This window comes from Gottfriedia acidiceleris, from assembly GCF_002128425.1.
GTDB classification, from domain to species: Bacteria; Bacillota; Bacilli; order Bacillales; family Bacillaceae_G; genus Gottfriedia; species Gottfriedia acidiceleris.
Genome location: NZ_NESS01000003.1, coordinates 173,079 through 197,133 on the forward strand (window position 1 = coordinate 173,079; position 24,055 = coordinate 197,133).

Genomic DNA, 24,055 nt, shown 5'->3' on the forward strand with positions numbered 1-24,055 from the left:
TTTAAGTATATTTAAATCTTTCTGAAAGACAATAAGAACTTTCTAAACTTGAAAAAGCCTTATTATTATTAAGATTCAAAAAATAAAACTGTTCAACTTTTCCATTTATTTTGGTAAAAGATGAACAGTTTTTTATGTATTTTTTACAATATATAGATTAAGACTTAATTTCCTATTTGTTTAATTCCCCTTTCTTAATTCCACTCTTAAAACTTCCTAAATTCACCAAACACGTCAATTGTTTGAACGATATTAGTAAATGCCTTTTCATCAACTGATTTAATGACTTTCGATAGATGATATAGCTCATAACGTGATAGCACCATCATTAAAATCTGCTTATCTTGATTCGTAAAAGCACCTTTTGCATTGATTGCAGTTATTCCTCGCACAAGTTTTGAATGGATTTCTTTACGCAATTCATCGCCTTTTGTCGTTACAATAAAGGCAGTTACTTTAATATGACTAGTATGAATTGCATCAATGAATCTAGAAGTAACATATAGGTTAATTAATGTATAAAGGGCTTTTTCCATTCCATAAATATAGCCTGCTGTTAATATAATTAACGCATTAAAAAGGAAGAAGTATGTGCCAACTGGTTTTCCTTTCGAACGTGATAATACTAGAGCTACTATATCTAACCCACCTGTCGAAGCACCAAACTTCAATGTATATCCAATCCCAACTGCAACAATTAATCCACCAAAGACTGCGTTAAGTAAAATATCTTTTGAGAATAGAGGCGTTACTGGAATTATTTCTAAAAATATCGTCGTGATTCCAACGCTTAAAATCGTAAAATACGTAAAGGATGGACCTATTTTTTTCCATGCTAAAATGATTACTGGGATATTTAATATTGCAAGTAAAATACCAGTAGAAGCTGAAAAAGGTGTAAAATCATTTAATAAATTAGTAAGTAACTGAGCTAAACCAGAAAAACCACTTGAATAAACACTGACAGGAATTAAAAAACAATTCATAGCAAATGCATTCATCAATGCACCAAATATTACGACAAGAACTTTTAATAACAATTCTTTTTTGTCACTCACCTACAAGCCTCCTAAACATTCATATGTTTAGTATGCCTGTAAATTGTAAAAAAATAGCAAAAAAACCATTTCAATATGAAATGGTTTCAAACTCTAATTATTGCTCTTTCTTCTCAAACAATTCTTTTGCGTATGTCCAACCGTCTTCTTGATAGATTTTGTTTTCCTTTAATAATCTACCCATCGCTCGTTTAAATGAAGCTTTACTAATATTAAATCTTACTTTAATATCCTCTGCATCACTTTTATCCCAGTAAGGCATTGCGCCACCACGGCTCATCATATATTCATAAATTTCATTTGCTTCTTGATCTAATCCTTCATGCACTCTTGGTAAAAGTGACACGTTAATACTTCCATCATCTTTTACATCAATAATGCGTCCACTTACTCTTTCACCAATTCGAGGTTCAGTTTTTCTCTGTGATTCATGGATAAAGCCTATGAATCGTTCATCAGTTAAAATATAAGAACCAACTCTTAAAGTACGATAAATAATCCCTGATACATTTTTATTAAGCATATTAGATTCAGCCGGTACAGAAAACTCTCTCATGACTGGTTCAGTAGCAATTTTAATTAATAATCTACCTTTGTTTGTTTGCTTTAACGTACAAAAAATTTCATCACCTTCTTCAGGCCAAACTTCTTGAAGAGGTGGAAGGTCACCTTTTTCTAAAAGAATATCTTTTGAAATACCGATGTTTACAAAAACACCCACTCCATCAAGTTTATCTACTACTTTTGCAAATCCATAACCTTCTGTTGTAATGAATGGCATTTCCATCGTAGCAGATAGTCTACCTTTAGAATCATGATATAAAAATACAGTTACTTCTTGATCTATTTCAATTTCACCTGATGCCTCATTTTTATGTAAAAATACTTCTTCTTGATCTTGGACAAGCATATACCCAATATCCGTTTCTCGACTGCAAACTAAAGTTACAATCTCTCCTGCTTGTAAACTCATTTTTTGTTACATCCTCTCTTAACTTTCAAACTAAAAATTATTATATCATGCTAACCTGAAAGTTTGTTACTTCGTCTATCATACACTATAATACAAGTATTAACGAATTGGAGGGATTCTATCTATGTCAAAAGAAAGTTCATTTGATATTGTATCAAAAGTAGACTTACCAGAAGTCTCTAATGCGATTCAACTTGCTACAAAAGAAATCGCAACTCGCTATGATTTTAAAGGAAGCAAAAGCTCAATTTCATTAGAAAAAGAAGAACTAGTTTTAGTTTCTGATGACGATTTTAAATTAGAGCAATTAAAAGACGTATTAATTAGTAAATTAATTAAACGTAATGTTCCTATTAAAAACCTAGACTACAGTAAGGTTGAAGGTGCATCAGGTGGTACTGTAAGACAAAGAGCTAAATTAGTCCAAGGTATTGATAAAGATAATGCAAAAAAAATCAATACAATCATTAAAAATAGCGGATTAAAAGTAAAATCACAAATTCAAGATGATCAAATCCGTGTAACTGCAAAAAGTAGAGATGATTTACAAGCAATTATCGCTGCTGTAAAAGGTGCAGATTTATCAATCGACGTTCAATTTATGAATTACCGATAAATACATACATACAAAAAGAGGATGAAATTAATCATCCTCTTTTTTTAACTTTAAAATATAATTAACCACTTACTAACGTTAATCTCTCATTCTTTACACATGTACCACGAACTACTATTTTATATGGTACGATGATGCTTTTCTCAGTACCATCTGGTTCTTCAATTTTTGAAATAATATTTTTCGCCGCTTCATTACCTAATTGATAAATATTAATATCTACAGATGTTAGTGGTGGATTTGATAATTCTGCAAAAATGGCATTATTAAAACTAATAATTGAAATATTATTCGGAACTGAAATGTTATGTTCACTTAAAACACTTATAATACCTAATGCTAGTACATCATCAGTTACAACAATTGCAGTTGGAAGCTCATTTAATTCGAGCAATTGATTCACTGCTTTCCTTCCACCGTCTCTCGTAAATGATGTAAATATAATTTCTTCTTCATTTACTGAAAGTCCGTTTAATTGCATTGAATCTTGGTAGCCACGTAAACGGTTTTGGGTTACAAGAAGACTACTTTCTCCCCCAACAAACGCAATTTGTCGATGTCCATGATCAATTAAATAATCCGTCACATCTCTAGCAGCTGCATAATTATCGTTATCAATATATGTTATATCGTCAATTGAATGATATGGCTTCCCTACTAATACAAAAGGAAAATTATTTTCGTTCAAATAATCAATAATCTTATCATTTTCCTTAGAGTAAAGTAGAATAATTCCGTCGACTCTTCTACCCCTGATTGTTTTAATTACAGTTTGCTCAATTTCATCTTCGTTGTTCCCTGTAATAAAATAAAGAGAGTAATCCTTTTGATTTGAATATGCTGTCACACCTCTAATTACTTCTGCAAAAAATGGATTATGAAATGATGTATCTAATGCTGGTGGCAAAACTAATCCAATTGATTTCGTAGATCGATTAGCCAATGACCTTGCATTTAAATTTGGATGATAATTTAGTTCATCCATTACTTTTCTAACTTTTCTTTTTGTTTTTTCACTTATTCTTGGGTTGTTTGAGATAACTCGAGACACCGTTGAAGGCGCTACATTCGCTTTCTTCGCAACATCCTTAATTGTAATAGTCATTTTTATTCCCCTTATTTACGAATGAATGTAAACGTTATCATTATTTCTTTAGATGCAGACTCTATTAAAAAGATTGCTGATTCTTGATAAAATCCACATCTTCCTTCACAAGTCGATGTCCCGTTTATTTATACTGGAATCTAGTGGATTTAATCTTATTCTAATTAACACTGCTTGATGCTTGCTTAGAATACTAAAAAGACCTTAATCAATCATTTCAAGTATTCTAAGCTCAACAAACTAGTATTTATTTTCCCTTATTACTACGTCTTCTTGCAAGCCATAAAAAGATGATAAACGCAACAAAAATAGCTGGAATAGCAATAATCACTCCAATGTTTAAGGTAGTTTTTGGCGCAACTGCATAAACATTTGAGGATTCTCTTTTAAGGACAATATCAAATCCTTTTTTATTTGGACGAACCAAATCATCATTTAATAGCCCTCTTAATTCATTAGATTTTTTAACGACATCAAAATCTAAATGAACCTTCTGATCAAGAGAAGTATTATTTATTGCAACTATAGTAGTTTCATCATTATAATGTCTCTTAATTAAAGTCATACCTTTTGAATCATTATAAAGCACATCAAAATCCCCATCAGAAAGAGAAGGTAAAGTTCTTCTTAATTCAGTCAGTTTTTTGATATATTTTGTAAAATCTTCATCAGTACGGAAATCCATTCCTTTTCGATTATCAGGTATGTTTCCGCCATTTAACGCAATTTCTGTCCCATAATAAGTCAATGGGATTCCTGGTGTTGTAAATAAATATGCAAGTGCTAACTTTAATCTTGAAGGTGGGTACTCACCTTTTGATTCAGCAATTGATACAAAGCGCTTAGTCATTTCATCGTCTAAATAGTTAATCATTAATGTCGAGCCTAGTTGCTTACTTAAACTTTCTTGAAGCTTCATTATGTCAGTTAAAGATTGATTTTGCGAAGAAAAAGTATTTGCCAAATTAGCTACTGAATCTACATTATAAATTCCATTAAAACCTAAATTTTTATATTTATTTAGATCTATTTCACTTGAAGCATTTAAATCAGCAAATAATTTGAAATTTGGATTTTTCTTTTTTATTTCTTTGTTAAATGATTCCCAAAAAGAAACAGGTACATTATTTACTTCTTGTAAATTATATCCGTCAAAATTAGCTTGATCCATCCAATACTTAGCAGTTTCGATTAAATAATTTGCTACATCATTGTTTTCTTGGTTAAAGTCAGGTAGCCCATTTGTCCATTTCTTTTCTGAACTTGTACTATTTTCGGGATTAAACCAATCTGCTTTTTTAGAAAGTTCACTATTTGGCGAAGCATTATTTGAAACAAAATCAATATAAACTTTGATATTACGTTTATGCGCTTCTTTTACTAACTTCTTAAGTTCTTCATTTGTTCCAAATCTTGGATCAATCTTTCTAAAATTAACGATTGAGAATCCATCATATGAATTTTCATCATTCTCAAAAATTGGTGAAATTGAAATAGCATTATATCCAAAATCCTTAAGATAATCTAATTTTTGAGTAATACCATTTAAATCTCCACCCTGAGACTTATTTAAATCTTTCGGTTCTACATTTTTATCATTCTTTAGATTACCATCAAAAAAACGATCAACTAAAATTCGATAAATCATTTCTTTTTTTAGATCTGTTGTATTTTTTTCTGCAAAACTAATACTTGGTAACGTACTCAAAAATAGTACAGACACTAGTATTAAAAAACCAAATCGCCTCATTTTTTCTCCCCCTGCAAGACACTCGCATGTACATAATTTTCACTCTCTACATTATTTTGCAAAATATTACAATGAAATTCAAATGTTATATTTAATTTTATAAAAATGGAAGCGATTGCACATACTATTTAATTATACTGTTACCAAATTAGATAGCAAGTTAATTCCTTCTAAACAATAATAATAAAATTTACTGATATAAAGGGTGGGATCATGCAAATTGAATCAATATATCATCAGCCATATGATCAATATGCTTTTTCAATAGATGATAAAACCTATCGTTTAAGAATTCGAACAAAAAAAAGTGATTGTACAGAAATTATTTTTTATTACGGTGATCCATTCAAATTTAATGATTCAGGTTGGCAAATTGAATCAGCACTCTCAATGTATCTTGCATTTTCCACAGAACTATTTGACTACTGGGAAGTAAATGTTAATCCTCCAAACAAACGAATGAAATATCAATTTCTTTTAAAAAATGAGCAAGATTCTCTATTTTATGGTGAAGGAGGATTTTCCAACAATTTTAACCCTAATGATCAGTCGAACTGTTTTACATTACCATTTCTTCATAGGAATAATTTAATATCGCCACCGAGTTGGATCAATGATACGATTTGGTATCAAATTTTCCCCGATCGATTCGCTAGTGGAAATAACAAAAATAATCCAACAAATTCGACTCCGTGGGGCTCTATTTTACCAACGAGTTCAAGCTATTTTGGTGGTGATTTAGAAGGTGTTATTCAAAAAATTGATTATCTAAAAAATTTAGGAATATCCGGAATTTATTTAACTCCTATTTTTGAAGCAAATTCAAATCATAAATATAATACAATCAATTATTTTAGAATAGATCCTACTTTTGGAGATGAGAAAGTCTTAAAAACATTAATCGAAAAATGCCATGAAAATAATATTCGAGTAATGCTTGACGCAGTATTTAACCATACAAGTGCATCCTTTCCCCCATTTCAGGATGCATTGCAAAACGGAAAGGAATCCGCTTTTTTTGAATGGTTTCACTTTTTTAAAGATGAACAAAATAATGCGGCATATGAAACTTTTTCTTTTGTAAAGGAAATGCCAAAACTAAATACAGAAAATAAAGAAGTACAGAACTTTTTAATCGAAATAGGTTCTTATTGGATAAAAGAATTTAATATAGATGGTTGGCGTTTAGATGTAGCTAACGAAATCGATCATTATTTTTGGAAACTATTTAATAAAAAAATGAAAGAACTAAAAAATGATTTATTTATTCTAGGTGAGATTTGGCACCATGCAATGCCATGGCTAAGAGGTGACGAATTCGATTCTGTTATGAATTATCCTCTAATGAAATCACTTTTTGCTTATTTCGGTTATCAATCTATTTCAAAGATACAATTTCAATATTCGATTAACGATTTAATAGCTAGGTATCCTTTACCTGTTATCAAAGTACTATTCAATGTATTAGGTTCACATGATACACCAAGAATACTGACACAATGTAATCAAAATGAAAAAAGAGTGATTCTATTATATGTGTTTTTATTTACTTTCTTTGGAACTCCATGTATTTACTACGGAGATGAAATTGGACTACAAGGTGGAAATGACCCTGAATGCAGAAGTTGTATGGTTTGGGACCAATCACAATATAATTTAAACATCTTTGACTCAATAAAAAAATTAATTTCTCTAAGAAAAAATTACTCTGCTTTAGAAAATGACGGTGAGTTTAATTGGGTACAAACTGACCAACATGACATTCTTATGTATGAAAGGAAGAATACTCAATTTCACTTTTTAATCATAGTAAATAACTCCAGCGAAAAACAGTCAGTTAAAGTACCAATAAATTTAAGTAGAAAAAGAATTACAAATGTATGGAATGGCGAACAGTTTGCAACAGAATCTGATTCAATTGGTGTCGATCTATTAGAAACCGATTTTTTAATTTTACAAATAGAAGATATAGACTCATTTACTTGAGTCTGTCAAACTTTCAAATACAGACTCATTTACGTGGGTCTGTATTTTTATTCATTTATTTACGCTATGTTAGGTTTTCTAACAAATTTGGTATTTGTTAGCGTTTTCATTATTTTTTATATATTTTTTTTGGTATTTTCATGAAATTTATATTGAATTTTGCATATATTCTGAATATGATAACTTATATAACATTTAATGTTATAAAAACTAACATTAAAGAAATGGGGAATGAAGATGAACGGTATTCAGGCTGCAGATAGTGTATTTCTTTTTATTTCAACTGTTTTAGTCATGATTATGACACCTGGTTTAGCACTTTTTTACGGCGGTATGGTTAAAAGTAAAAATGTTTTAAGTACTACAATGCATAGCTATTCTGCTATGGCAATAGTATCAATCCAGTGGGTGTTAATTGGTTACTCTTTAGCTTTTGGGCCGGATTTTAATCATTTGATTGGTAACTTTTCTTGGGCAGCATTAAAGGATGTTGGTTTTACTCCAAATGAAAACTACAGCGCAACAGTCCCTCATAATCTTTTCATGATGTTTCAGCTAATGTTTGCAATTTTAACTCCCGCTCTTATATCAGGTGCCTTTGCTGAGCGCATGAAATTTTCAGCTTTTCTATTATTTACTCTTTTATGGACAACATTCGTTTATGATCCATTAGCTCACTGGGTTTGGGGTGTGGATGGTTGGCTTCGTAATCTAGGTGCTTTAGACTTCGCTGGCGGAACAGTTGTCCATATTTCCTCCGGTGTTTCAGGTTTAGTTCTTGCTCTTCTTCTTGGTAAAAGAAGAGATTTCGGATCTACATCACCTCATCATTTGCCACTAACTGTATTAGGCGCAGGACTATTATGGTTTGGGTGGTTCGGATTTAATGTTGGTAGTGCGTTAACATTAAACGATGTGGCATTAACTGCTTTCATTAATACAAATACTGCAGCTGCTGCAGCTTCAGTCGCATGGGTACTTGTGGAATGGTACGTAAATAAAAAACCAACAATTTTAGGTGGCGTTAGTGGTGCCGTAGCTGGATTAGTTGCAATTACTCCTGCTTGTGGTTTCGTCACTCCTCTCTCATCAATCGTGATTGGATTTTTAGGCGGAGTCATATGCTTTTTAGCAGTAACATACTTAAAATACAAATTCGGATATGACGATGCTCTAGACGCATTCGGTTGTCATGGAATCGGTGGAACTTGGGGAGCTATTGCAACCGGATTATTTGCCACAAAATCAGTAAATAGTGCTGGTGCAAATGGCCTTTTTTACGGTGACATATCACTTCTTTGGAAACAACTACTCGCAATCGGAGCAACCTATCTCTTTGCAGGAATTATCACCTTTTTAATTGTGAAAGTTATAGGCTTTTTCATCCGCATTCGCGTCGATCAAGAGGAGGAAAACCTTGGCCTTGACTTAAGCATACATGGAGAAAAAGCATATCACGACGCAAGTATATAAGGAGGGATATAAATGACTGCAAAATTAACGAAAATAGAAATCATTACTCGGCCAGATAAGTTTGATGTTTTAAAAGATGCCCTTTCAAAAGTAGGGATCACAGGAATGACCGTAACAAACGTTTTAGGATGTGGAATGCAATCAGGCTATACAGAAGTGTATCGAGGAAAAAAACGAACTATCAACTTACACGAAAAAATCAAAGTTGAAATAGTCGTATGTGACGTACCAGTTCAAGCTGTAGTCGATGAAGCACAAAGAGTTTTAAAAACAGGAAAACCTGGGGATGGAAAAATATTTATATATCCTATTGAAAACGCGATTAAAATCCGCACCGGAGAAGAAGGAAGAGACGCATTGCAAAATGATTATTAGATTTTTTTAAACCTAGTCTATCTATATGACTAGGTTTTTTATTGTTTGTTTATTTGACACATCTATCTTGAAGAGATTTAAGTTTTTTGTAATCCAATGTAACTTATTTTAAGAAAGGTAACAGTTAAAATTTGTTAAATTACCTTTAATAAAAACTATCTATATCAACCAGACATCACTGTCAATTTCTTTTATATATGATTCAATTTTAAACTTGAGACATCAATCAAATGAATAGCTGTTAAATTTAATAGTGTTCCCGGAGAACAGAACTTCCAAAACGAATTTTAAGACTCATCTTATAAATTTTAATAAATTAAATGGAGGAATTAAAATGAACAAAACAATTACTTTATCAGTTTTAGCTGGTGCTTTATTAATTGGATCACAATGTTCAAAAGTAAGTGCAGCTACTACAAAGAAAGTCAACTATACAAAAGTAAATTATAAAGGACAAGTTACTGCAAAAACATTAAAAGTTCATTCTGGAATTGGAACAAAATATAAAGTTGTCGGTAAACTAACGAAAGGAAAGACAGTAAAAGTAACACGTAAATCGAATCAATGGGTATATATTACATCCGGAAAAACAAAAGGATGGACAAGTGTAAAATATGTAAAAAAAGTTACTATTAAAAAGCCAGTTACAAAGCCATCTACTCCAACATATAAACCTACTACTACTACTACTACAAATCAAACTACTTCAACCTCTACAGCATTATCTGTATTAGAATCAAAAGTTGTTGAATTAACAAACGTTGAACGATCAAAAGCAGGGTTAAAGCCATTCAAAGTAAACAATGAATTATCAAAACTATCACGCATCAAATCACAAGAAATGACTGATAAAAACTATTTTGACCATAATAGCCCGACTTATGGATCACCTTTTGATATGATGAAAAAATTCAATATTGCTTATAAATCTGCTGCAGAAAACATTGCAAAAGGACAAAAGACACCTGAAGAAGTAGTAAAAGCGTGGATGAATAGTGCTGGACACCGTGCAAACATTTTAAATGGCAATTTAGATCAAATTGGCGTTGGTTATGATTCACGTTCAAATGCTTGGACACAAATGTTTATTTCTCAATGAAATGATTAATATAAAACAAAGAAGTTACTATTTAAAGTAACTTCTTTGTTTTTTGTTTTTATAAAGCGATTCATTTTATATTTTTTAAGCTTTCACATTAATATTGAATTTTTTAAACCAAACATGAATTTGATATAAATGAGCTAATAACTGAGGTCCAGACATTAATTGTCCGTACCATGGAACTTGGAATGCTTTACCTTCACTTTCAACTAAACTATTTAATTGCTCTTTATCAAGGAACTCGTAAAGAGCTGAGCTTTTATCTTTTAATGCTTCTTTTAATTTTTGAACAACTAATTTTGTATATACCGGATTATGCGTCTTTGGATACGGGCTTTTTTTGCGGTATAAGATATCATCTGGTAACAGACCTTCCAGTGACTTTCTTAAGATGCCTTTTTCGCGATCTCCATACATTTTAAGCTCCCAAGGGATATTCCATACATATTCAACAAGTCGGTGATCTGCAAAAGGAACACGTACTTCAAGGCTCGCTCCCATACTCATCCGATCTTTTCGATCTAATAATTGAGCCATAAACCATTGACGATTTAAATAAAACAGTTGTCTTCTTTTAGCCTCTAATGGACTTTCACCTTCAAGGATTGGCGTTTCTTTTACCGTCTCGTTGTATCGATCTTGAACGTACTGAGTTAAATTTAGCTTCTTACTCCATTCGTCTTTTAAAAGCTTTTGCCGAAGTTCTGTTGATCTCATCCAAGGAAACGCTGGTCTATTCAAGTCATCTTCTCGATGAAACCAAGGATAACCACCAAAAATTTCATCAGCACATTCTCCTGATAACCCTACTACAAAGTTCTGTTTAATTTTTTGACAAAACCATAATAATGAAGAATCGACATCCGCCATTCCTGGAAGGTCACGACACTCTGTAGCTTCATCTAAATATTGAACCAGTTCTTCGTTTGTAATGACACATCTTTGATGATTCGTATTAAAGGTTGAAGACATTAACTCAATCCAAGGTGCATCCGAATTTGGTTGGAATACACTTGATGTGAAATATTTATCATTTTCCTCATAATCGATTGAATAAGTTGTTAATTGCCCTTTTCCTTCTTTAGCATAATGATTTGCAGCGATTGCAGTAATCGTACTAGAATCCACTCCACCTGATAAAAACGTACATAAAGGCACATCTGAAACTAATTGTCTTACGATTGCATCTTCAACATAAAAACGTACTTTTTCAATCGTTTCATCAACTGAATCCGTGTGTATATCGCTTATAACATCCCAATATTTCCATATTTTAAGCCCATTTCTTGAGAATGTCATAGCGTGACCACCACGTAGTTCTTTAATCCCATCAAAAACACCATTTCCAGGCGTACGAGATGGACCAAGTCCAAATACTTCAGAGAGCCCTTCTTCAGTTAATTCAGCCTTTACTCCAGGGTTTGCTAAAATTGCCTTAACTTCTGAAGCAAATAATAATCTTTTATAGTCTTCTTTATAAAATAGAGGTTTAACACCTAAACGATCTCTTGCAATGAATAAACTTTCCTTTTCTTCATCCCAAATTGCAAAAGCAAATATTCCATTAAATTTGTCTACACATGCTTCCTTCCATTCAATATAGCTTGTAAGTAGAACCTCAGTATCTGAGTGTCCTTGAAACGTATAACCCCTCTTTAAAAGTTCTTTTCGAATATCCTCTGTATTATACAACTCACCATTGTAGCAAAGCGTATACGTGAAGTTACCTTTCGTCTTACGCATCGGCTGTTTTCCGCCTATTGGATCAACTACAACTAATCTTTTGTGACCAAAACTACAATGATTCGACGACCAAATATTCGTATCATCTGGACCACGCTTAGACAATGTTTCAGCCATTTTTTTTGTTACAGAATTTACATTGGATAAATCCTTTTGAAAATCTGCCCACCCAGTTATACCGCACATGTTTTATTTCTCCTTTCTGGGCTATTTCCCTATAAAACTAAAGTTAATTCTATATCGTATTATTGTTTTTAAAAATAGGTGCGTTAATCCGCAAAAAAAGTTGGTAACTTATCATTATTTGTCCATACGTTTTTTTAATTTTTGCATAGTTATAAAATAGTTAAGTTATGTCAATAAATGAAAAAAGTAGCAGCTTTATTAAAATCGAAATAAACGCAGCTATTATGTTCTATAAATCCTAATACCGGTCGGAAAATAGAGTAAAATTTTTAATCCATTTAAAACAATATTCGAGTTTCAAAAAAAGGTTCGAACGAAAAAAAGATTCTATTAGATACTTTATTTTATGATTCAACAAAATGTCCGAATCACTACTTTTCACCTGAACCTATGTAAATAAACAATGAACAGCAGAACGCTTGTAACTGGAGGTTACTTAATGCAATTTAAGCACCGATCACAATTATTTCAAAAGCAACCTCGCGCTTTTACTATTGGAGCAATTGAAGAAATAAATGATGAATGGGTCTTTTTCGATGATGAAACTGATGAGGCGTTTTTACTTGAGGATCTTATCGATGAAGATTTTGAAGTTTCTATTAATGAAGAGTGGATTCCTGCTTCTTTAAAAAATGGTCATTTTCTTATTCAAAATTCCAAAAAGAAAAAATTACAAAATGGCGATATCCTTCGTATTCAACGAAAACTTTTATATAGCTTCGATTCACTCTTGAAAAATTTGAGCGATGAATCCTTTTATACTTTAGCGTACTTACTAAATACACATAGTTTTTCCCTATACGATTGCTTGTACTGTCATAATTTCCTTTCATTTCAACCTGAAGGTCTACCTACAGAAGGAGTGAATTTCATCGTATTTGATAATGGAGAACTTGTTTGTTCAGTATATCACCAATTTAAAATTTCATCTGAAGAACAAAACCATCGATTTGAACTTACGAAAGCAACAGGTAACCGCTACCTATTAACACAACTTTCATAAACAAAAAAACTGCCACAAAGAAAATTTGTGACAGTTTTTTTATTATGCAAAGAAGTGAAAACCTTGTGGTAATCTAAATCCTATATATAATAAAGCTAAAATAAATACTGTAAAAATAGTTGCAGGAACAACCATTTTACGATGTTTCTTAGAAGACACTGTGAAATATTCAAAAACACCTAACATAAGAATACCAAGTGTCATTTTTACGTTATAAAGCATCATCATATCAGACGGCATATTTTCTTTATTAGAAATATGAATAAATAAATACAATCCAGTTCCTAAAATAACGAAGTATAAAAGACGTAAAATCATATGAGCAACTTTAACATTCCAACCATTCTTGTATCCGTGCCCAACAATTAAAGCTAAAATAATAGCGATTACCCACGATGTAATATGTAAGTGAATCATTTCATTTCCTCCCAAATATATATTCTAAATAATCATAACATAAGTGCTTGAATAAGGAAAAATGTAGATGAAATGGAAATAGAAAAGATTTAAAAAAATTCACAAATTGTTCAAAATATAAACTGTGATTTTATACCTATTCGCCGTTATATACAGCATGACATACTATTCATTTTTTTTAATCATAAATTATATTAATCTAGGATTGTAATCTACTGTCGAAAATAAATTCATTATTACCTATAGCTCCTTACAATTCGACACTCCATATAGTTTATCCTACAAAAACCTTTCAATTTCCACTATCCAAAGATTGAATGAAGGTGAATATTGTAGTATTTTGTAAGTTTTACACTTCTTTTAGCGAATGTCTTTTCATATGAAAATGATTTTGTATAATAGCATTACATACATCGTGAGACCTAGACATAATTCCCTATTCTTGAACAAAGTTGGTGACTAAATTGCTGCTTCATGTTATAGAGAAAAAACGGGCCCGAATGGTATATTACGCGGGACGATATGGCTTTACGAACAAGAAAACAGTTTTATGTAGCCAGGAATTGGACAGGCTCATGAATATGATCTCGACCTTTACCTCTTCTAAAAGGAGAGCTTAATAGCTAGCCTGCAATTAGTTTTTCTAATTGCAGCTAGTATTTTTTTTGCTCTCCTTATTTCCCCTTCACTCCTTTTCTTCTATATATATAAAATTAATACTTCTTAACAATACATAGTCTACAATCACGTTTTAGGTTAAATGGCCATATAATACATAATCATAAAAAGAATAAAGGGTGTACAGTCATGCCTGCTTATGTTGGAGTAATTAATATTGTCAGTATCGGTAGTAGTGGTGTAGTAAATGTGGGTGATGCATATAATATCATACCTAAAAGTAGTGCTCAAACGTATGCCGGTGCTGGTTCGTTTAATACAGGTGATAATGTAACAGTTTATAACAATAAAAGTATTTCGAACGTATATGATCAAGATCAAGTTGATCAACCAATGGTCGGCAATATGTAAAGGAGGATGTCGTTTGAATATATATATACACCAAACAATTATTATTAATCAGCTAAAAACTGGTGGGATCGTAAACTCATCTGTTTTTCAAATTGGAACATCAGGAAATATAAATGCAAAAACGATAACAAATAATACTGGAGATTATTCAGAAGCAGCACCACCATTATCTGAACCAGGTCAAATCGTTCAAACTTCCCAAGAGACATAATTTTATTCCTGTAGCAAATTGAAAGCGAGGGAATTGTATGAATCAACTAGAGTTAAGACAGACTCAGATTGAGCAATTACTTTATGAACAGTCCCAAATAATTGAAGAATTAAAAGCTAAAATAGCTCAACTTGAGGTTACTGTTATTGAACTTTCTCAAAGACCTGAGACAAAAATTGATAAAATTGAATACAAATTTGACCAATTAAAAGTAGAAAATTTGAATGGTACGTTAACAATCGGGCTGAATCCTCTTCAAGCCCCAACATTCGATGATTTAACAGTGGAAAACCAACAAATTGATATTAAGCCTGACAATCATATGAAAGCTTTGAAATCATATATAGAAGAAAGAATTCATTTCCATTTAAAAGAAGAAGCACTAGAAACCATTCTCCAATTAGAAACAGAGCTTAGAGTTGTAGTTGATGATTATTACCGTCAAATGATGATCGATGATATTCGAAATCAAATGGATATTAGGATTCCTTACTATATTGATTTATATAAAAATAAACCTAACTTCGCAGATAATCCGCTCAGATATTCTGAAGAAGTCGTTTTACACATGTTAAGAGATATTCGAACTGCCTATAGTGCCTTTTTACAAAACTTACCGCATAATATCGGAAAGGAGAATAAAGGATGAATTTAAATGTAACAAATTGCAATTTACAAGTAGAAGAAATAAAATTTTCAGCGATTTCATCATCTTCATTATTTTTGATTGGAGATGCTCATAATATTTCACTATCCTCTATATTTGACACACCACCAGAATCTTTAATTATCGGACCATTTGTACCTTTATCTGTAAGTTAATGTTTAAAATCGATCCATGTTTTCGTTTAGCCGCTGTAGAAAAATACGATGTAAATACAGTACTATTTTCAAGCATTTTGCAGTTTGGGGATACATTTTCAATCAATGCAGAGTCAAATGCTCTCGCGCTTCAAGAAGAAGGAAATATGTTTGCTGATCCAAACAGAGATGTTTTTGAAATTTATCCACTTTATAAAAGAATTCCAAAACATCTTCCATATGTTCCTAATGTGAATTTACATCGAGTAAATCTTAACCCGACAATCCAAGTTGGTTCAATAAATTATAATGGTATAAGCTCAGCCGGCGTTTCCGTTATTGGCTCAGTTCATAGTGCTACAATGTTATCTCGTGTACATCAAATACGACATTTTCTCTCAGCACCTACAATACACTACCAAACTCCAGGCGTTAGTCATGCTCAACCTACTTTTTCTCAACTAATGCAGCCAATGATGACATCATCAATGCAACCATTTCAATCAGATGTACTTGTTCAACCAACATCACCAGTTTCGCCCGTAGTAACGCCACACACGGTAGTACCAGCTGCTCCGGTAGTTCCAGTACACACAGTAGTACCATCCGTGCCTTCAGTACCTGTAGTAACAGGGCGAAAAGAAGAGACACCAAAAACAAAATTATCCGATTAAGAAAGGAGAATCTTCATGCCAACATTTCTTGGTGCAATCGTTATCTCAAACAATGAAGGAAATATTAATACAGGAGATCTTAATAATATCTCACCAAAAACACAAACAAAATCATATTTCGGCTCAGGCTCAGGTAATACTGGGTTTCTTCCAGCAACAATAAGCGGTGCAAGTGCTACTAATACTTTAGATGCTGATTTAGTAGATCAAAATGAAGTAGCCACTCTATAATACACAAAAGAAGCGATGCTGATGCATCGCTTCTTTTCTATAACTCTACAATATGACCACCATCGAAAAAGTATAGATACTTAGCTTTAACCAATTTATCCATACCCGCTTCAATTGCCTTTGAATAAAGATCGAGTTGAACACCATATCTTCTATTTGCTTCTTGCTTCAAGTCATCGCTTGTTGCAAATGCTCCAGTTCGATCGGTTTTATAATCAATTAGTATAACCTCGTCTCCATCAATTAATAGTAAGTCAATAATCCCTTGGATTAATACAACTTCTTCTTCATCTTCCCACTCTTTATAAATTTCATTTGTTGAAACACCATAACTAAATGGTACTTCACGCAGATTCTGATTTGAGTTTTTCACTAATTGACCAAGCTCTGACTGACAAAATTCAAAAATTTCCAAGCTATTAACAGCTTCCCCTTGCTCTTGTGTAATTAATTCTTTTAAAACCATACTATTTATTTGATCTACGATTTCTTCATGAGATGAAACAAATTGATAATCTAAATTTTGCATAACAGCATGGGTAGCAGTGCCTTTTTCAGCTGAGTTCATTTTTTGTTCAGACATAAATTTTGGTCTTTCAAGTGGAAAATCTTTTGTTTTAGTCGCTGTAAAACTTTGACTATATGGATCTTCCTCTTGCATTTTTCTTTTTAATTCTGTAACAGATTGTTTTGGTCGATAAAGAGTTGATTGTTTATGATTATATTGCCAGTTTAATTGATTCTCTATTTTTTCATGAAGCTCATCATTATTTATTTTGATTGGTTCCTTTGACTGGAAAGCTTGAAATACTTCGGCTTTATTATTTTCTTCTTCCTCAACTTCTAATGATTGAATTGTAGAAGCGTCCACAATTGAATAATTCCAACGACATGGGTAAAACTGAATTTCATTTTTTGTATGCCACAAATCATCTTCAAACCTAATTGCATTACTAGAATCATGACGAATGATAGAAGGTCCAATCCAATCAAGATAACTTTTAGCACCACTAATAACATTTAATGGCAGAAGCCACTCTTTATGGTTTTCAACTTCCTTCCAACTTTCGATCATTTTTTGTGCATCATTTACTTTACCTACTAAAATAAGCTTTTCTCTTGCACGAGTTAATGCAACATAAAGAATACGTAGCTCCTCTGAAATTAACTCTTCCTGTTCCTTGCGCTTGATTGTTTCCTTCAAAAGAGTTGAATTAGTTGTACGATAAGCGGGATGTACATAATTCATACCTAGACCTAATTCCTTTTGTAAAATGAATTTTGCCCTTAAATCCTGCATATTAAATTGCTTAGATGTATTTACGACAAACACAACAGGAAACTCTAATCCTTTACTTTTATGAATTGTCATCATTTGAACGACATTTTCTTGATCACTTAAAATACGAACCTCATCTAGCTTTTCATCTCTTTCTTGCATACGATCTAAAAATCTTAAAAACTGAAATAGACTTCTATAATTTGATTCTTCTAATACTTTAGCACGATCAAAAATCGTAATTAAATTTGCTTGCCTTTGTTTACCTCCTGGTAAGCCTCCGACAAAGTCATAGTAAGTAGACTCTTTTAATACCTTCCAAATAAAGATTGAAAGTGTCTCCCTTTTAACGAGTCGTTTCCATTCCTTTATTTGTGTAAAGAAATGTACTAATTTAATTGAAAGTTGCTTATGACGGTTTTCATAATTATTTAGATAATCTTGACATGCATCGTAAAAAGAACCTTTTTTATGATTAAGTCTAATCGTCGTTAATTCCGGTTCCGTAAGTCCTACAATTGGAGAACGTAGGACAGATGCAAGTGGAATATCTTGAATCGTATTATCAATTAGCTTTAATAAATTTAAAAAGACGGCCACTTCAATTGTTTGAAATAAGTCCTTTGATTTCTCAGCATATAGCGGTATACCTAGCGCTTTGCATTCTTCAATATACAAATCTGCATTCGATAATGAACGTCCTAAAATAGCAATATCATTGTATTTTACTGGTCTCATATCTCCAGTCTTATCGGTTACTAAATATTCACTTTCAACTAAATCCTTTATTCTTCTCGCTACATACCTTGCCTCTATTTGTTCAAGTTTTTCTTCAACAAGATCATCTTCTTCTTGGTCGCTGAATTCAGGTTCATTTTCTTCTTCATCCGAATTCGTTAGTAAGATTAATTCAGCAGAGCAATCTGAGTATTCAGGATAACTCGCACCTAGCTTTAACATCGCATCTTCATCATACTCAATTCCACCAATTTCTCTTCCCATAATTTGTTGAAAAATAAAATTGGTTGCATCTAATACTTCCGCTCTACTTCTAAAGTTTTTAGATAAATCGATTCTCAAGCCAGTTCTTTCATTTTTCTCTTTTTCATATAAATTGTATTTATTTATAAATAGCTGCGGTTCTGCTAATCGAAAGCGATAAATAGATTGCTTAACGTCTCCAACCATAAAAAGATTACCAGAAGCACCGGTGCCTTTTGTGATTAATCTTAAAATCGATTCTTGAACATAGTTCGTATCTTGGTATTCATCAACTAACACTTCGCTAAACTTTTCTTGGTAAACTCTTGCAACCGATGAAGGTACTAATAAATCTTCTTCGTCCTTTTCCTTTAAAATTTCAAGTGCATAGTGTTCTAAATCATTGAAATCTAAAATGCCATTTTCTAATTTTGCTTGTTTAAATAACACGATAAAACGATTAACAAGTTCAATTAACTTTTCGACTAGAGGTTTCAATTCACTTATTTGTTTTAATTGAATGTCAATACTTCGACTAAAATACTTATCTCTTATATCATCAATCTTCTTCTTAACATCTTTACGGAAATTCGCTACTAATTCCTTTTTCTGTTGATCTCCTTCTGTCTTTTTAATAGTTGGCAATCGATTAAATACGATTTTTTGTAGACCAATATTAATTTCTTCCCATGATTTTTCTGAAGCATGGAATAAACATTCTAAATTACCATACTCCTCTTTAAACAAGTCAGCATACTTTATTGGCCCATCAGGACTTTCAATTAAATCTAATGCTTGTTTATAAGCGTTTATACAAGCATTCATATCATCTTGAATAAATTTCTTAAGCTCTTGAATAAAAGGGATTTCATCAACTGATTTATCCACTACATTATATTGATTAATGAATGCATTTAAAAACTCACTTGGGTTTGGATTAGAAATTGCATGACGATATAGCTTTAAAATTAATTTTGGTAAATCATTATCATCTCGATCACTAGTATAACGATCAACTAAATCAAAGAAGACCAAATTAGATTCATCACTGTATTCTGACTCCATCAACTCTTCCAACACTTCATCCATTAGTAATTGAATCTCAATTTCTTCTGCAGTACGGAAGTTCGGATCTAATTCAACCATATAATAATTTGATCGTATGACTTCAGTACAAAAAGAGTGAATAGTTGAGATTGAAGCTTTATTTAACAAAGAAGCTTGTTTCCTTAAATGATCAGATTCAGGATTATTTACAAGTTGTTTCTCTAGTGCAATCCCTATCCTTTCTTTCATTTCCTGGGCACTTGCTTTTGTAAAAGTAACAACAAGTAATTCATCAACATTTATTGGATTTTCATCGCGAATAATCTTTTGAATAATTCGTTCAACAAGAACAGCCGTCTTTCCAGAACCAGCGGCAGCGGCTACAAGAATATCTGAACCCTCGAAATCGATTGCTTTTTGCTGGTCGGCTGTCCATGTTGTTTTACTTGCGTTAATTTCTTCTTTACTCATCTTTATTCACCACCTCTATCATTTTTTGTAATGCTTCGCTATCTTCTAAAGGAGGTAGAATACGATATTCATTTCCTTTTACATTCGCATCAAATTGACACACTGATTGGTACGAACAATATGTGCATGGTATTTTATCCTTTTGCTGATATGGATTTGCTTCTACAAAACCGTTGTATATTTGCTGACCAGCTTCAGAAAATTTTTGCTTTATATAATTTGTCATCATTGGGTATTGTTCAGGCTTTACAGTTTTTGAATATTTCGCCATGTACTCTCCAGTTTTTTTAAGCCTGATCGGCACAATTTTTGAAGAGCTTCCGTCCTGAATTAATGCTTCATCCATTAACGTATTACTTTCACGATCTTCTAAAAGTAATCCATTCATTTTAAACTTTTTAAAGATTTCATCCTGAATTTCATCGAGTTCAATATTATTTTTAACTTTAACAATCGGATTTTGCACATGGAAATAAAGAATACCAGCCGGGTCTGCGTGTTTTCCAAGTAAGTTAGTTGAATTTGCTACAGCTATATCTAAATAAGTTAGTAATTGTAAAGCAAGTCCATAGTAAACATCTGATAATTTTAATTCCTTTTTCGTTGATTTATAATCCAAAATTCGTAAGTAATCGCCTTTTTCACTTGTAGCTTTATCAATACGGTCAATTCGGCCATTTAATACCATTCTTCTCTTCCCATCAATCGGAAGTTCATAAGAATTTAACTGTTTATCTTTACCAAACGGTACTTCTAAAGCAACAGGGACGAACTTACCAGCATGTTCTTGTTGACTTAAAATTGAGGATACTTTCGCAATAACATCCTTCATTTTTTTCTTTAAAAACATATATCGATTTGTGCTTAACAAAATCTCACGTTGAAACTTCGGAGAGATTTCATCTACTACTTTTGCTGCTAATTCATCACATTCTGAATTCGTTAAACTACTCCAGCTTTTCCCGGCATGTAAGAGATTCTCTCCAATAATTGTTAATGCACTATGGAATAATTGACCCATATCAAATGATTCAAACTTATAGACTTCACGTTCTTGTAGCTTAAGTCCATAACGTGCAAAATGTGCATATGCGCATTGATGGAAAAGCTCGATTCGTGATACTGATCCACTCAATTCTTCCCCATATAATTCTGTACTTAAATCTTCTCCAAGATCTTTTGCAACATTGTTATACATTACACTACTTATTACTTTATACAGCTTTTCTTTTGAATCTGAATTCTCTCGTAAGACATTATAAAGCGTCCACCATAAATCCATATTCGCTTCAGTCTCCCTAGTCGACCAAACTTGAAGCTGAGAAACTAAATTCGTTAACGCTGTACCATAATTTGTAATAGATATTAGCTGTTCATCTACGGAACTAAATGTTAAGTCTCCACTTTCAAATCGTTGTTGTATATTTGGAAAAATCGATTTTATCCTTTGAATAAGACTTGAAGGGGCAAGACTTTTTCCGTCATCACTTGCTAACGGATAACTAATTATTAACTCATGACTAGCCCGATTAATTCCAGTATAAATGTTAAAATTTTCTACAAATAATTGGTACTTACTTGTTGGTGCTACTTCCACACCAAATGATTGTAAAAACTCTCGAGCAGTATCGCCTAATAATCCGTCTTCATTAGCCTTCCTTGGAATAACACCTTCATTTACACCAATGATATAAGCACACTTTACATTTTGTAATCTTGAATGATCAAAATCAGCTATATTTACTTGATCTAATGATGCAGGAACATTCGCAAATTGCAGTGATTGAAAACCAGTTTGAAGTATTTCAAAAAATGTTTTACGTGACAGCTTTTCCGCTCCGATTAATTCAACGCATTCATCTAAAAGTTGAATAAACCCTTTCCAAACTTGCTCGTGATCTTTGCTTTCAATTAAATTGGATCGATTTTCAGCATCATCCCTTAAATGTTGAAGCTTCTTTGAAATATCTAGTGATTCAACAAATTCATACAATGCTACACACATTTCTCTCGCATTTTTAGCTTGCTTCAGATTGCTTTGAAATGAAAGAATTGGCTTTACTAATAAATCTCTTACTGAATTGATTAATGCTTCGAATTCTAACTCTTCATTTGTTATCCCTTTATCAATTCCATCAGTTGAGCGATACTTTCGATACTTCCACGGCTCTTCAATCGTCCACTTTTTCCCTTGCTTTCCGTACGCTATGCAATAATTTTCAAATAACTCGAGCTGTTCACGATTCTTATCACGGTTACTTTCAAATGGATAAACTAATTCCGTTTTATATGCATTGAAAACTGATTCATATCTCCAATTTTTTTGAATGATATCGAAAGTAGCTTGTAAAAACGTAAATAATGGATGTGTTAGCATTGAGCGCTTTTCTTCTATGAAAATCGGTATTTGGTAAGCGTGAAAAATAGTTGAAATCAAATGTGAATATGACTCTCCATTTCTTAAGAAAATCGCCATATCTCGATAGCGGTATCCTTGATCACGCACCTTATTAATAATATCTTTCGCAATCCCATTTATCTCAGCTCGACGATTAGTTGCTGACATAATCTTAATTCCATCTGATTCTAACGAAGGCTTTACCGGCCTATTATCAAAATTCGTTTCAAAATACTTCAAATCATTCGATTGATTTCTAAAGTTATGATGACAAATAACAGGCTGCTCTATTGTTTGCTTTATATTTAAAGCAATCTCTTTAATTTGTTGATATAAAAGTGCTGGTTTATAAAATAAATTTAATTCATGTGGTAAAAAATCATCATATGCTTGGTCGATTGTTAGAGAGAAATTTACCTCACTACAATATTTCATTAGCTCCTCTACTACATTTCGCTCTTGAGGAGCCAAGTCATAATATCCATCAATATAAATAATACTGTCTCTTATATAATCACTTTTAGGTAATTCTTGAATCAACAAATTTAAATAGTCTTCTGAATCAAGATACTTATCTTTCATATATGTATTGAAAGCATCAAACACTATTTGAATATCATTTATCTTTTGTTGGATAAAAATATGATCCTTTGATGAATTTTGCTCCATTTGTAAAAGAACAGAAGATAATTCATCTGAAGAAACTTGAAAACCTTTAAACTCAGAAATTAGACCTGTTAGTTCCTTATAAAATCCTTGTCGATCGGCAACGTGATGAAATACTTTCAATTCTTCTTTCTTTTCCTCAATAATCTTTCGAAGAATCATAGAAATCCCAATTTCACCAATATGTATCCGACTGATTCCACCTGTTTCTTGTAAAACCTTCCAAGCTAATCGAGTAAAACTAAAAACTTGGGAATTAATAATTGCTTTCTTTTCCTGCCTTCTAACTAATTCATATTCCATCTGAAACGTCATTTGATCAGGTACAATAAAGATGATATTTTTTGTTTCATTCTTTAATCTATTTGTAATTTCATTTAAAATATAATGAGTTTTTCCACTTCCAGCACGTCCTAATATAAATTGAAACGACATCAAATCTATCCTCCTTAATGTATTAGAATAATGGTTGTTGTTTAG

The 24,055-nt window shown here is 32.1% G+C and carries 21 protein-coding genes; 13 read left to right on the forward strand and 8 right to left on the reverse strand.

Translation table 11 applies throughout. The annotated features are described in order from the left end of the window. Positions 1 to 206 precede the first annotated feature (206 nt). Positions 207 to 1,058, reverse strand: coding sequence for a YitT family protein (locus tag B6K90_RS07325; protein WP_268875901.1), 852 nt, complete (start codon positions 1,056 to 1,058; stop codon positions 207 to 209). A 97-nt stretch (positions 1,059 to 1,155) separates the two neighbouring features. Next, the gene (locus B6K90_RS07330; protein ID WP_088012089.1) at positions 1,156 to 2,031 is read right to left on the reverse strand and encodes a CvfB family protein; all 876 of its coding nucleotides are present in this window, start codon (positions 2,029 to 2,031) and stop codon (positions 1,156 to 1,158) included. Positions 2,032 to 2,155: 124 nt separating this feature from the next. On the opposite strand from B6K90_RS07330, the gene B6K90_RS07335 reads away from it, so the two are divergent. After that, on the forward strand, positions 2,156 to 2,647 hold the full coding sequence (locus B6K90_RS07335; protein WP_088012090.1) for a YajQ family cyclic di-GMP-binding protein: 492 nt from the start codon (positions 2,156 to 2,158) through the stop codon (positions 2,645 to 2,647). Positions 2,648 to 2,708: 61 nt separating this feature from the next. Here B6K90_RS07335 and B6K90_RS07340 read toward each other — a convergent pair whose 3' ends face one another. Both B6K90_RS07340 and B6K90_RS07345 read right to left on the reverse strand, forming a co-directional pair. Next, positions 2,709 to 3,752 (reverse strand): LacI family DNA-binding transcriptional regulator, encoded by a 1,044-nt coding sequence (locus B6K90_RS07340; protein ID WP_088012091.1) that lies wholly within the window; start codon positions 3,750 to 3,752, stop codon positions 2,709 to 2,711. Positions 3,753 to 3,999: 247 nt separating this feature from the next. Continuing rightward, on the reverse strand, positions 4,000 to 5,502 hold the full coding sequence (locus B6K90_RS07345) for an alpha-amylase family glycosyl hydrolase (RefSeq protein WP_088012092.1): 1,503 nt from the start codon (positions 5,500 to 5,502) through the stop codon (positions 4,000 to 4,002). Between the two features lie 213 nt (positions 5,503 to 5,715). Between B6K90_RS07345 and B6K90_RS07350 the strand changes: the two genes are divergently transcribed. From B6K90_RS07350 to B6K90_RS07365, 4 genes are all read left to right on the forward strand, one after another. Next, positions 5,716 to 7,488 (forward strand): glycoside hydrolase family 13 protein, encoded by a 1,773-nt coding sequence (locus tag B6K90_RS07350; protein ID WP_088012093.1) that lies wholly within the window; start codon positions 5,716 to 5,718, stop codon positions 7,486 to 7,488. A 246-nt stretch (positions 7,489 to 7,734) separates the two neighbouring features. Further along, a complete protein-coding gene (locus B6K90_RS07355) occupies positions 7,735 to 8,961 on the forward strand; it encodes an ammonium transporter (RefSeq protein WP_088012326.1) in 1,227 nt (408 codons plus the stop codon). 12 nt (positions 8,962 to 8,973) lie between these two features. Beyond that, the gene (locus tag B6K90_RS07360) at positions 8,974 to 9,336 is read left to right on the forward strand and encodes a P-II family nitrogen regulator (protein WP_088012094.1); all 363 of its coding nucleotides are present in this window, start codon (positions 8,974 to 8,976) and stop codon (positions 9,334 to 9,336) included. 334 nt (positions 9,337 to 9,670) lie between these two features. Further along, positions 9,671 to 10,435, forward strand: a complete 765-nt coding sequence (locus tag B6K90_RS07365; protein WP_088012095.1) for a CAP domain-containing protein — start codon at positions 9,671 to 9,673, stop codon at positions 10,433 to 10,435. An 84-nt stretch (positions 10,436 to 10,519) separates the two neighbouring features. Here the strand turns inward: B6K90_RS07365 and asnB are convergent, their stop codons facing one another. After that, positions 10,520 to 12,367, reverse strand: a complete 1,848-nt coding sequence (gene asnB / locus B6K90_RS07370; RefSeq protein ID WP_088012096.1) for an asparagine synthase (glutamine-hydrolyzing) — start codon at positions 12,365 to 12,367, stop codon at positions 10,520 to 10,522. Between the two features lie 439 nt (positions 12,368 to 12,806). On the opposite strand from asnB, the gene B6K90_RS07375 reads away from it, so the two are divergent. After that, a complete protein-coding gene (locus B6K90_RS07375; RefSeq protein WP_167555304.1) occupies positions 12,807 to 13,370 on the forward strand; it encodes a DUF2777 family protein in 564 nt (187 codons plus the stop codon). A gap of 42 nt (positions 13,371 to 13,412) precedes the next feature. Here the strand turns inward: B6K90_RS07375 and B6K90_RS07380 are convergent, their stop codons facing one another. Next, a complete protein-coding gene (locus B6K90_RS07380) occupies positions 13,413 to 13,787 on the reverse strand; it encodes a DUF1516 family protein (RefSeq protein WP_088012098.1) in 375 nt (124 codons plus the stop codon). 464 nt (positions 13,788 to 14,251) lie between these two features. Between B6K90_RS07380 and B6K90_RS07385 the strand changes: the two genes are divergently transcribed. The 7 genes from B6K90_RS07385 (at position 14,252) to B6K90_RS07415 (ending at position 16,733) form a co-directional block, all read left to right on the forward strand. Beyond that, positions 14,252 to 14,407, forward strand: a complete 156-nt coding sequence (locus B6K90_RS07385) for an aspartyl-phosphate phosphatase Spo0E family protein (protein ID WP_088012099.1) — start codon at positions 14,252 to 14,254, stop codon at positions 14,405 to 14,407. A gap of 187 nt (positions 14,408 to 14,594) precedes the next feature. Continuing rightward, positions 14,595 to 14,816, forward strand: coding sequence for a spore germination protein (locus B6K90_RS07390; protein WP_088012100.1), 222 nt, complete (start codon positions 14,595 to 14,597; stop codon positions 14,814 to 14,816). A 13-nt stretch (positions 14,817 to 14,829) separates the two neighbouring features. Continuing rightward, the gene (locus tag B6K90_RS07395; protein ID WP_088012101.1) at positions 14,830 to 15,027 is read left to right on the forward strand and encodes a spore germination protein GerPB; all 198 of its coding nucleotides are present in this window, start codon (positions 14,830 to 14,832) and stop codon (positions 15,025 to 15,027) included. A 37-nt stretch (positions 15,028 to 15,064) separates the two neighbouring features. Continuing rightward, complete coding sequence (gene gerPC / locus B6K90_RS07400) at positions 15,065 to 15,676, forward strand: spore germination protein GerPC (protein WP_088012102.1); 612 nt, start codon at positions 15,065 to 15,067, stop codon at positions 15,674 to 15,676. Next, entirely contained in the window at positions 15,673 to 15,849 is a 177-nt protein-coding gene (locus B6K90_RS07405) for a spore gernimation protein GerPD (RefSeq protein ID WP_088012103.1), read from the forward strand. Before gerPC ends, B6K90_RS07405 begins: the two co-directional genes overlap by 4 nt. Continuing rightward, positions 15,849 to 16,502: a spore germination protein GerPE gene (locus tag B6K90_RS07410; protein ID WP_088012104.1), complete on the forward strand. Its 654-nt coding sequence runs from the start codon at positions 15,849 to 15,851 to the stop codon at positions 16,500 to 16,502. The genes B6K90_RS07405 and B6K90_RS07410 overlap by 1 nt, the downstream gene beginning before the upstream one ends. 15 nt (positions 16,503 to 16,517) lie before the next feature. After that, the gene (locus tag B6K90_RS07415) at positions 16,518 to 16,733 is read left to right on the forward strand and encodes a spore germination protein (protein WP_088012105.1); all 216 of its coding nucleotides are present in this window, start codon (positions 16,518 to 16,520) and stop codon (positions 16,731 to 16,733) included. A gap of 37 nt (positions 16,734 to 16,770) precedes the next feature. On the opposite strand, the gene addA is transcribed toward B6K90_RS07415, so the two are convergent. Continuing rightward, the gene (gene addA, locus B6K90_RS07420; RefSeq protein WP_088012106.1) at positions 16,771 to 20,511 is read right to left on the reverse strand and encodes a helicase-exonuclease AddAB subunit AddA; all 3,741 of its coding nucleotides are present in this window, start codon (positions 20,509 to 20,511) and stop codon (positions 16,771 to 16,773) included. Beyond that, positions 20,504 to 24,010, reverse strand: a complete 3,507-nt coding sequence (gene addB, locus B6K90_RS07425; protein WP_088012107.1) for a helicase-exonuclease AddAB subunit AddB — start codon at positions 24,008 to 24,010, stop codon at positions 20,504 to 20,506. Before addB ends, addA begins: the two co-directional genes overlap by 8 nt. Between the last annotated feature and the right edge of the window lie 45 nt (positions 24,011 to 24,055).

Bases quoted from the DNA above. Each gene is read 5' to 3' on its own strand.
- B6K90_RS07330 (WP_088012089.1), bottom strand. From the start codon at position 2,031: ATGAGTTTACAAGCAGGAGAGATTGTAACTTTAGTTTGCAGTCGAGAA.
- B6K90_RS07335 (WP_088012090.1), top strand. From the start codon at position 2,156: ATGTCAAAAGAAAGTTCATTTGATATTGTATCAAAAGTAGACTTACCA.
- B6K90_RS07340 (WP_088012091.1), bottom strand. From the start codon at position 3,752: ATGACTATTACAATTAAGGATGTTGCGAAGAAAGCGAATGTAGCGCCT.
- B6K90_RS07345 (WP_088012092.1), bottom strand. From the start codon at position 5,502: ATGAGGCGATTTGGTTTTTTAATACTAGTGTCTGTACTATTTTTGAGT.
- B6K90_RS07350 (WP_088012093.1), top strand. From the start codon at position 5,716: ATGCAAATTGAATCAATATATCATCAGCCATATGATCAATATGCTTTT.
- B6K90_RS07360 (WP_088012094.1), top strand. From the start codon at position 8,974: ATGACTGCAAAATTAACGAAAATAGAAATCATTACTCGGCCAGATAAG.
- B6K90_RS07365 (WP_088012095.1), top strand. From the start codon at position 9,671: ATGAACAAAACAATTACTTTATCAGTTTTAGCTGGTGCTTTATTAATT.
- asnB (WP_088012096.1), bottom strand. From the start codon at position 12,367: ATGTGCGGTATAACTGGGTGGGCAGATTTTCAAAAGGATTTATCCAAT.
- B6K90_RS07375 (WP_167555304.1), top strand. From the start codon at position 12,807: ATGCAATTTAAGCACCGATCACAATTATTTCAAAAGCAACCTCGCGCT.
- B6K90_RS07380 (WP_088012098.1), bottom strand. From the start codon at position 13,787: ATGATTCACTTACATATTACATCGTGGGTAATCGCTATTATTTTAGCT.
- B6K90_RS07390 (WP_088012100.1), top strand. From the start codon at position 14,595: ATGCCTGCTTATGTTGGAGTAATTAATATTGTCAGTATCGGTAGTAGT.
- gerPC (WP_088012102.1), top strand. From the start codon at position 15,065: ATGAATCAACTAGAGTTAAGACAGACTCAGATTGAGCAATTACTTTAT.
- B6K90_RS07405 (WP_088012103.1), top strand. From the start codon at position 15,673: ATGAATTTAAATGTAACAAATTGCAATTTACAAGTAGAAGAAATAAAA.
- B6K90_RS07410 (WP_088012104.1), top strand. From the start codon at position 15,849: ATGTTTAAAATCGATCCATGTTTTCGTTTAGCCGCTGTAGAAAAATAC.
- B6K90_RS07415 (WP_088012105.1), top strand. From the start codon at position 16,518: ATGCCAACATTTCTTGGTGCAATCGTTATCTCAAACAATGAAGGAAAT.
- addA (WP_088012106.1), bottom strand. From the start codon at position 20,511: ATGAGTAAAGAAGAAATTAACGCAAGTAAAACAACATGGACAGCCGAC.
- addB (WP_088012107.1), bottom strand. From the start codon at position 24,010: ATGTCGTTTCAATTTATATTAGGACGTGCTGGAAGTGGAAAAACTCAT.